The organism is Streptomyces beijiangensis (assembly GCF_017315755.1).
In the GTDB taxonomy this organism is placed as follows: Bacteria; Actinomycetota; Actinomycetes; order Streptomycetales; family Streptomycetaceae; genus Streptomyces; species Streptomyces beijiangensis.
In genome coordinates this window covers 1-9,339 of record NZ_JAFLRJ010000475.1, presented here as the reverse complement: position 1 = coordinate 9,339, position 9,339 = coordinate 1, and the positions used below count along the sequence as shown (strand labels likewise).

Genomic DNA, 9,339 nt, shown 5'->3' with positions numbered 1-9,339 from the left:
GTCACCGGGCCTGTAGGCCCTGTGACGGCAGGGGACGCGGGCACGGGCGGGCTGCTTGCCGATGGGGTCGGCCGTACGACGTCAGGTACGGCCGTCCGCTGAACTGCCGTACCCGGTACGGGACTGGGTGGCACCGGTGAGGGCGGATTACCGGTCACCGGCGTCGCGACCGCACGGACCACCGGGGCGGAGTCAGCCGTCGGAGTGCGCCCGGGGGCGGCGGCGCTCGGGGCCGCCGGTGAGCTCGCATCCGGAGTGGGAGTGACGCCGCGAACGGCCGGTTCCTGAAGGGGAGTTGGGTCCGCGACCGGGGCCGACGCACGCTGAACCGTCGGTTCCGTGGTTCCAGTTGCGTTCGCGGCCGAAGGCGCGCCGGGTCCCTTGGCAGGACCGGCCTTGGCAGGACCGGTCTTGGGGGTGCGGTCGGGTTCGGCGGCGCGCCCGGGAGCCTGTGGGGCCGCCGCCGGGGTTGCGGCCGATCCCCGTGCCGGTGCGCGCTGAACAAGCGGTGCCGTAACGGGAGTTCGTTGTATCCGGGTCGCGGCGACCGGAACTTCGGGCGTGCGAGATCCCGAGGGTGCATCCGCTGCTGGGACATGCGGGGCTACGACAGCACCCGGTTCCGGAACCGAATCCACAACCGAATCCACAACCGGAACCGGAGCCGAGGCCGGTACCGCAGCCGAAACCGGAGCCGACTGCGGTACGGAACCGATGGCCGGCACCCTGCCGGGCGCCGTGGCCCGCCGGGCCGGAGTGGCCCTCGTGCCCGCACCCGGTGCGGCGGCCGCACGCTGGACCGGGGCCAAAGCACTCGCCTCCGTACCCTCGCCAACGGCACCCGCACCCGCACCCGCACCCGCACCCACCACCGGCAGCCGCAGCGCCGGGAGTCCGAGTCCGGTCGGGCGTCCCGCGACCGGCACCAGGGCGTCACGGAGCAGGCCCGCAGGCGCCGAGGAGCTCACCGTGTGGCCCAACCCCCGCGTGAACGCCATCGGTTGGTGCGCGGCCAGCGATGCTGCGAAGCCGGGGTCGGCCGTCACACGCGGCGCGGACAGCACCCGCTGGACCGCGGGCGCCGCCGCCCAGCCCCCGTCCGCGGAAGGCGTGGCAGAGGCCTCGGCCGGAGAAGCCTCAGCCCCCGTCCCGGCCCCTGACCCGCGTCGGCGTCCGCCGAACCCGAACAGCCGCATCCCCTGTCACCTCTCCCCTTCGGCCCGCTCCACCAGCGCGGCCACCCGCTGCACATATCCACGCCGGTCGGCGTGTTCGAGATCGAGGATGGAGTCCATGTCCCAGTGGAAGTGGTAGGCGAGGTACGCGGTCTCCTCCTCGATCCGTTCGGCCGCGTACGTCACGATTCCCCCAGGCGGCTCCCGGCCAGCTCGACTTCGAAGGACTCCTCGCAGTGCGGGCAGGCGACCGCCGCGCGGGTGTGCCCCTCGGCGTTGATCTGCCGGTAGAAGTCCTGGAGGAAGGCCAGGTCGGAGGCGAACATGTTCTCCACCGTGCCGTCGTGCACGTCCGCCAGCGTGCCGAGCCGGGTGATGACCCGGCCGAGCAGCACCACCGACAGGTAGGCGGGGTTCTCGCGCACCCGTACGTCCCGCAGCGGCACCAGCTCGTCGCGGGCCGTCGCGAGGCGCATCGCACCACTGCGGTGCACCGTGCCGGACTCGTCGACGTAACCGCGCGGCAGCTCGAACTCGAACTCCGTGCACAGGGGTTCACGCGCCCCCGCCGTGACCGCCCCGGGCGCACCCGGACCTTCGCGCCGCATTACTCGATGACCAGCTCTTCGAAGGTGATGGTGATCTGCTCGGTCAGCGCGGCGGCGTCCCCGGCCTTCAGCGAGCTGATCTCCACCTTCGAGCACCAGGCGTTGCGCATGTGGTAGCGCTTCACCGGGTTCTGCTGGGAGTCCATCATCACGATGGTGGCGTTCTTGCGGGCGGAACCGATGTCGCCCTCCACCGACTTCTTGATCCAGTCGCTGAACTCGGTCTCCTGCGTCGCACCGCGCGTCACCGTGCACTCGCCGGACTTCTGCGCGCCGGGCAGCTTCGCGATGACGTGCTTGCCGGAGGAGGTGACCTGCTTGCTCTCGATGACGTCCTGCTCGACGACGAGGCTGCTGACCTCCTGCAGGTACTCGACCATCACCCCGTCGATCTGGATGCCGAAGTTGTTCGTGGTGAGCGAGTCACCGGGCTTGAGGGCCATACCGCGTTACTCCTTGAGGATGTGTACGTACGAACCGGACCGGATGGAGCCGAGCCGGGCTGCTACTCCTCCAGCTCCCCGCCGCCGCCCGAGAACTGCGCCAGCCGGAAGACCACGAACTCGGCGGGCTTGACCGGCGCGATGCCGATCTCGCAGACCACGCGGCCCAGGTCGACGGACTCGACCGGGTTGGTCTCGGCGTCGCACTTCACGTAGAAGGCGTCCTCGGGGCGCTGCCCGAAGAGCGCGCCCGAGCGCCACTCGTTGACCAGGAAGGCCGAGATGTTGCGCCGGATACGGGCCCACAGCGCCTGGTCGTTCGGCTCGAAGACCACCCACTGGGTGCCGAGCAGAATCGACTCCTCCAGGTAGTTGAAGTAGCGCCGCACGTTCAGGTAGCGCCAGGCCGGGTCGGAGGCGAGCGTACGGGCGCCCCAGACGCGGATGCCGCGGCCCGGGAAGGCGCGGATGCAGTTGACGCCGACGGGGTTGAGCAGGTCCTGCTCGCCGCGGGTGATCTGGAGTTCCAGGTCCACCGCACCGCGCACGATCTCGTTGGCCGGGGCCTTGTGGACGCCGCGCTCGGCGTCGCTGCGGGCCCAGATGCCGGCCATGTGCCCGGACGGCGGGACGACCTGCGTCTGTCCGCTCGACGGGTCGAAGACCTTCACCCAGGGGTAGTACATCGCGGCGTACGGGGAGTCGTAACCGGCCCCCTCCATACGCCACTTGCGGATGTCGCGGGCGTTGAGCCCGGGCGGCGGGTCGAGGACGGCCATGCGGTCGCCCATCAGCTCGCAGTGGGAGATGAGTCCCAGCTGGACGGCCTTGACCTGCTCCAGGTCGATGAGGCCCTGCTGGTAGGCGGCCATCAGGTCGGGTACGGCGACCATGTTGATCTCGTCGTACGCCTCGAGCCCGCCGAAGCCGGTCCGGTCGGCGGAGTCGCCGATGAACTGCTTGGACTCGATACGGGCGAGCTGCCCGCCCGTCGTCTGCGCGGCGGGCGCAGCCGGTGCGGGCGGCACCAGGGTCACGCTCTGCGCGTCAGGCTTGGCCAACTGGCCGCCCGTGGTGGCCTCTTCGAGGAGGATCACCTTGGAGCGCTGCTTGACCTGCGACACGACATAGTTGCGTGCGCTCTTCTTGGAACTGACGTCGAAGCTTTCGACGACGGCGTCGCCGTCCTTGACGACGAGCTTGAACCTGTCGCCGCTCGACTCGCCCTCCACGTCCTGCACCTCGACGGTGAGCGCCCCGCCGTTGGCGGACCCGGCGACCAGCGCGGCCACCTTGAAGGCGCCGAGCGAGACGGCGTCCCCGACCGGCAGCGCCTGCGCTGCGGGGGCCGCGGTCTCCGTGGCACCGGCGCTGTCGGTGCCGCCGACGCGCACCACATAGGCGGCGGTGCCACCGTTGTTGAAGAAGCCGTACACGGAGTGCGCCAGGTAGTACCCGTCGCTGAAGTCCCCGAACTCGGCGACGTACTGCGACCAGTTGGTCACCAGGGTCGGCTCGTTCAGTGCCCCGACGGGAGCGAGCCCGACGAAGGCGGCGACGGAGGTGCCGACGCCCTCGATCGGGCGGGAGCCGCTGGAGACTTCCTCGACGTAGACGCCGGGGGACAGATACGTGGGCATGCGAGTTCGCTCCTAGGGAAACGGGTGTGCGCGGAGTGGCAGATCGGGGCCGGGTCAGTCCCTGACGGGGTAGACGGTTTCGCCTGCCTTGTTCAGATTGATGGCGAGACCGCGCTGGATGTACGTCCTGATGTCCGCTGCGGTCAGGGGTTTGGTTTCGCCGTTGCGTACGGCTTCGCTCTTGTTGACCGTCAGGTCGAGGGCGGCCTTGTTGGCGTCCGAGCCGCCCACCGTGCCGGGCGGGTAGAACTGCAGGGCGATGAGTGCCAGTCCGTGGTTCTTCGGCATCCAGGACGGCAGCATGGTGCTCTGCTTCTCGGTGCCGTTCTGGCCGACCTTCCAGTGCAGTTCGTGCACCTTGTTGACGGAGCCTTCGGTCCGCACGGCGATCACGTTGTTCGGCAGGGAGCCGTTGTCGTAGCCGTGCAGGCCGGTGGCGGCGTTCGCGGCGGTCTGGCCGCCGGCGACCGGGACGCCCCTGTAGATGTGGTCGCTCAGGCCGGCGGGCACCATCGCGGCCAGTTCGGCGATGGCCTTCGGCGGGTCTCCGGCTGCCATGGCCTTGCGGTGCTGCCCGGCCCGCCGCTCGTCGTCCGTGGCCCGCTGTACGTACGCGGGAGCGGCGGTCCCACCGGCCGGCGCACTTGCGGCCGCGGCCGCGGGCACGACGGAACGCTGCATGACACGCGTCGCATTGGACTCCGCCTCGCGCTCGAAGCGGTCCGACGGGTCCGAGACCTTCAGGCCCGAGCCGTTGTCCGTGCCCGCCACCGGGCCCTGGCGCTGCTGGATGACGTGCGTCAGCTCGTGGGCCAGCGTGTGGCTGTCCCCTCCGCCGTCGCCGATGACCACATGGCTGCCCGAGGTGTACGCACGGGCACCCACCTCCGCCGCCGAAGCCTTCGCCGCCGCGTCCGTGTGCAGTCGTACGTCCGAGAAGTCGGCGCCAAGCCGGGACTCCATGTCGGTGCGCACCGACTCGTCCAGGGGGCGGCCCGCCGCGCGCAGCACGTCGGGCACCGCGGAACGCTGGACCGAGGGGCCGTGCCCGCAGCCCGCGCCGTGTGTGTGCGTGTCGCGCTGCAGGGAGGCGGCCAGTGCCGCGTTCCCGGCGGAGCGCTGAAGGGCGGTGGCCGCCTGCGGACTGAGGTTGCCCAGGTTGCCGGATGCGGCGAGTCTGGCCGCCTCGGCCGTGCCGGAGACGGCCGCGCGGGCGGGCGCTCCGGGCCTCTTGTCGTCGGGACCCGGTCCTCTGCCGCGTGCGTGCATCGTGCGTACCTTCTCCCCGTATCCGTACGCACGACTCTTCCGGCAGGGGTGCGTACGGGGCCAGGGATGAAGAGGCGCGTGTGAGGGCAGGGGGAGGTGCCCTCACGGACATCGCTCAGGGTTGCTGCCTGGTCCTGTACTCCTCGTTCTGCGCCTTCAGAGTCGAGGCGAAGGACTCGTCGGTTCCGTGTGCCCCGTACATCGCGAAGTAGCCCAGCGACTTTCCGTGCTGGACCACGGAATTCGAGTCGGCGGCGGTCTCGTACGTCAGGGTGTCGCCGCCGTCGCGCAGGATGACGGCGGCGAAGTGGTTGTTCCAGCCGGTGTCGAGTGAGCTGTCGAACTTGATGTAGTGGTTCTCGCCTACCTGGGGTGACTCCCGCACCTGGCTGAGGCCGGTCGGATCGGCCCCGAGCAGCTGGGCGGCTGCGGCCTTGCAGTCGTTGGGGAGCGAGATCAGCAGCTCGTCGGGGTCCTTCTCCTGCCGGCGCATCCCCGGCAGTTGTTCGCTGAACCAGCCGTTGAACTGCCGCATGAAGGTCATGACGGTTTTGAGAGTGGGCGTGGGCGACATGGCTTGGAAGGCCGGGTCCCCGAGCACGCTCACGCCCATCGCGTCGAGCGCCAGCCGGCTCACCTCGCCGAACAGGGCGGCCGGATCGGCCTTCGCCGCCTGCACCTTGGCCGCGAGTGAGGCCACCCGGACCGCCAGTGCGGGGAGGCGCTGGGGATCGTTGTACTGCTTGCGCTTGTCCTTGCGCTGCTCTTCGCTCTCGCCTGCCACCGGCTCGTATGCGGGGTCGCTGCCCGGCGGGATCCGCTGGGCCGATACGTACACGGGAAGGACGCGGTACAACGTGACGCCCCCGGCGGTCTCCGCGGTCGGCCCGCGCTCCAGGGTGATGGGTGCTCCGGTCGCGGTCAGCCGCCCGCGCGCCTCTTCGATCAGGGCGCCCGTCGCATACGCCTCGTACCGTCCGCGCACGCCGATCGAGCCGTTCGTGGACAGTTTGTCGAATCCCTCGGCGGCCGGACCCTCGGTGTACCGCTGCACCGCCCGCGTCACGGCCGCGTTGCCCGCCGTGCGCTGGAGCGCGGCGAGGGCGCTGTGCCGGGAGGTGGCCGGCGCCTCGGACTTCCGGGGTTCCTTTGCCGTTCGCTGTGCGGAAGCACTCCGGTGGTCGTGTGCGTGCACCATGCCTCCGGGCCTCCGGTGGTCGTCGGGTCAGGACGGAACCGTCCGACAAGGTCTCACAGTGTCGGCTGTCAGAATCGGAACGCAAGGGCGCCGAAGACCCTCTTGAGGGCAGAGGGCATGATCATTCGGGCAGCCGGACGGCATGCTCGGGCACGGAGGGCGGGACGGGCGTGATGGATTCCGACAGGATCGGAGCCGGATCAGGAGCCGGATCCGCATTCGCATTCGCATCTGGATCCGCATCTGGATCCGCATCCGTATCCGCGGAGCAGGCGCGGGGGTTGCGGTTCCGGGCGCTCGGGCCCCTCGCGGGAGAGCTGGACGGGCGCCCGCTGGCGCTCGGGCCGCCGCAGCAACAGGCGCTGCTGGCCATGCTGCTGCTGCGTGAGGGCCGTCCCGTGTCCGTGCGCGAACTCCTCGACGGGCTGTGGGGGGAGCGGCTCCCCGCGCGGGCCGTTGGGATTCTGCGTACCTACGTGTCGAGGCTGCGAACCCTCCTTGAGCCGGAGCGAAGGGCCCGCAGGCCCGCCACCGTGCTGGTGTCGGCGGGCGACGGCTATGCGCTGCGGCTGTCCGCCGGTTCGCTGGACAGCGGGGTCTACGAGGCGCGGCTGCGCGAGGCCGGTCGGCTGCGGGCCGCCGGGCAGACCGTCGCCGGGTACAAGGAGTTGGGTGCGGCGCTCGGGATGTGGGCGGGCACGCCGCTGGCCGGGCTGCCGGGACCGTACGCGCAACGGCAGCGCGAACGGCTTACCGAACTGTGGCTGAGTGCCCAGGAGACCCACTTCCACTGTGCGCTGGAGCTCGGCAGGCACGCGGACGCGGTCGGCGCCCTGCGGGTCTTCGCCGGCGAGCACCCGTTGCGGGAGCGGACCCAGGCGCTGCTGATGCTGGCCCTGCACCGTACGGGCCACCAGGGGGATGCCTTCGCGGTGTACGCGGCTGCCTGCCGCACGCTGGACGCCGAGCTGGGAGTGGGCCCGGGTCCCGAACTCCGAGCGCTGCACGCCCGGTTGCTGAAGAGTGAGCCCGAGCCGGTGCGCGCGCAGCCCGTACCGGCCGTCACCCGGTGCCCCGTACCTGCCCAACTGCCTCTCGATGTACCGGACTTCATCGGACGCCGGGCATCGGTCGCCCGCCTCGGCGGCCTGCTGCGCGACGCCTCCGCGGGGAAGACCATGGCCGTCGCCTCGCTCACCGGCCTCGGCGGGGTCGGCAAGACCGCGCTCGCCGTGCATGTCGCGCACTCCCTGCGGGAGGAGTTCCCCGACGGGCAGCTCTACGTCGATCTGCGCGGCGGTACCCCGGCGCCGGCCGAAAGCTCCGACGTCCTCGTGCACCTGCTGCACTCCCTGGGGGTCGCGGACCGGGACGTACCGGAGGGGACAGAGGAGCGGGCCGCGCTGTACCGGTCGCTGCTCGCCGGGCGGCGGGTGCTGGTGCTGCTCGACAATGTGCGGGACACCGCGCAGGTCAGGCCGTTGCTGCCGGGCGTCAGGGGGTGTGCGGTCGTGATCACCAGCCGTTCGCGGACCATCGTGGTCCCCGGGTCGCGGCTCATCCCCGTGGACCCCATGAGCGAGCCGGAGGCGCTCGCCCTGCTCGGCGCGATCATCGGGCCGGAGCGCGTCGCCGCCGAACCGGACGCGGCACATGAACTCGTCACCTCCTGCGGCTTCTTGCCGCTGGCGGTGCGGATAGCCGCGGCGAGGCTGCTGGTCCGCCCGCAGTGGTCCCTCGCCGACCTGGCGGCCCGGCTGCGCGACGAGCCGGGCCGGCTGGACGAGCTGCGGGTGGGCGGAGTGGGCGTCGAGGCGGCCTTCCGGCGCTCGTACGAGATGCTGGAACCCGGTGCCGCACGGGCGTTCCGGCGGGTCGCCGCAGCCGCCGGGGTGACGGTCTTAGGACGGTTCACCGTGGCCGCGATGCTGGGCACCGGTGCGTACGAGGCGCGCGAGGCGATGGAGTCCCTGGTCGACGCCGGACTCCTGGAGGAGAACGGCACGGACAGCTACTGCTGCCATGATCTGGTACGTCTCTTCGCCCGGCGCCAGCTGGAACGCTCCGCCGATCCGGACGAGCGGGCGGCCGCCATGGTGCTGCGGAGCCGGACGAACAAATCGGTGCTGCCCGCCGGTCCCCGCAGATCTGCCCCCGCGCTGGTACCGACGAGCATCTCCTGCCCGGCACAGCGGGCCTAACCTGCGCATATGACCTTGTGGACGTCTCTGGAACCAGCCGCCTCTGACGTCGAACCCGGCGGGCGGGCGACCGCCACCCTCCGGGTGCGCAACACCGGTGACACGGTGGAGGAGTACCGGCTCACGGTGGTCGGCACGCCCGCCGGCTGGACCCGTATCGAGCCCGCGACCCTGCGCCTGTACCCGGGCAGCGAGGCGACCGCGGAGATCTTCCTCGCCCCGCCGCGCTCACCCGACACCGCCGCAGGGCCCGCCCCGTACGGAATCCGGGTCGAGCCGCGTGAGACGCCCGGACTGCGCGACGTGGTCGAGGGACAGGTCACCGTGGCGCCGTTCGCGGAGATACGGGCCGAACTGCTGCCGCCGACCCTCGTGGGCCGGGTGCGAGGGCAGGCGCGGATCGCCGTCGACAACCTGGGCAACACCCCGCTCACCGCCACCCTCTCAGGGCGCGACAATTCCGCCCAACTCACCTTTGACGTCGTCCCGATGGCAGTCCAGGCCGATCCGGGCCGGGCGGCCTTCGCCCGGATGACCGTACGGCCGCAGCGCATCCGGTGGACGGGCCAGTCCCAGTCGCACCAACTGACCGTCGCCGTGCGCCGCTCCGGCGACGACAGCGCGCACGAGCTCACCGGCAGCTTCGAGCAGCGGCCCGTCTTCCCGCGCTGGGTCCTTGCCGTGGGCGGGGTCCTGGCGACGGCGGCCGTCGCGTTCGCCGTGCTCTGGATGGGCTTCTCGCCGAAGGTCGGCGGCTGCACCTGCGCCGGTGGAGGTGGCGGGCTTCGGCGAGAAGCCCATCCAG

Annotated in this window: 8 protein-coding genes; 2 read left to right on the top strand and 6 right to left on the bottom strand. The window is 71.3% G+C overall.

The genetic code is table 11. The features are described 5' to 3' along the window. Window positions 1–1,202: 1,202 nt before the first annotated feature. The 6 genes from J0695_RS35145 to J0695_RS35120 form a co-directional block, all read right to left on the bottom strand. Window positions 1,203–1,361 carry a DUF6760 family protein gene (locus tag J0695_RS35145; protein WP_206968828.1) on the bottom strand — a complete coding sequence of 53 codons (159 nt, stop codon included), beginning with the start codon at window positions 1,359–1,361 and terminating at the stop codon, window positions 1,203–1,205. After that, window positions 1,358–1,783, bottom strand: a complete 426-nt coding sequence (locus J0695_RS35140) for a hypothetical protein (RefSeq protein WP_206968827.1) — start codon at window positions 1,781–1,783, stop codon at window positions 1,358–1,360. The genes J0695_RS35145 and J0695_RS35140 overlap by 4 nt, the downstream gene beginning before the upstream one ends. Next, a complete protein-coding gene (locus tag J0695_RS35135) occupies window positions 1,783–2,226 on the bottom strand; it encodes a phage tail protein (protein WP_206968826.1) in 444 nt (147 codons plus the stop codon). The genes J0695_RS35140 and J0695_RS35135 overlap by 1 nt, the downstream gene beginning before the upstream one ends. Window positions 2,227–2,288: 62 nt before the next feature. Next, complete coding sequence (locus J0695_RS35130) at window positions 2,289–3,866, bottom strand: phage tail sheath family protein (RefSeq protein ID WP_206968825.1); 1,578 nt, start codon at window positions 3,864–3,866, stop codon at window positions 2,289–2,291. Window positions 3,867–3,920: 54 nt separating this feature from the next. Beyond that, window positions 3,921–5,135 (bottom strand): eCIS core domain-containing protein, encoded by a 1,215-nt coding sequence (locus tag J0695_RS44445; protein WP_242553595.1) that lies wholly within the window; start codon window positions 5,133–5,135, stop codon window positions 3,921–3,923. A gap of 115 nt (window positions 5,136–5,250) precedes the next feature. Then, the gene (locus J0695_RS35120; protein ID WP_206968824.1) at window positions 5,251–6,333 is read right to left on the bottom strand and encodes a hypothetical protein; all 1,083 of its coding nucleotides are present in this window, start codon (window positions 6,331–6,333) and stop codon (window positions 5,251–5,253) included. A gap of 281 nt (window positions 6,334–6,614) precedes the next feature. Here J0695_RS35120 and J0695_RS35115 point away from each other — a divergent pair, with 281 nt between their 5' ends. Together J0695_RS35115 and J0695_RS35110 are read left to right on the top strand one after the other, a co-directional pair. Beyond that, on the top strand, window positions 6,615–8,534 hold the full coding sequence (locus tag J0695_RS35115; protein ID WP_206968823.1) for an AfsR/SARP family transcriptional regulator: 1,920 nt from the start codon (window positions 6,615–6,617) through the stop codon (window positions 8,532–8,534). Window positions 8,535–8,543: 9 nt separating this feature from the next. Then, the coding region (locus J0695_RS35110; RefSeq protein WP_443726822.1) for a COG1470 family protein at window positions 8,544–9,339 on the top strand (796 nt) is incomplete at its 3' end.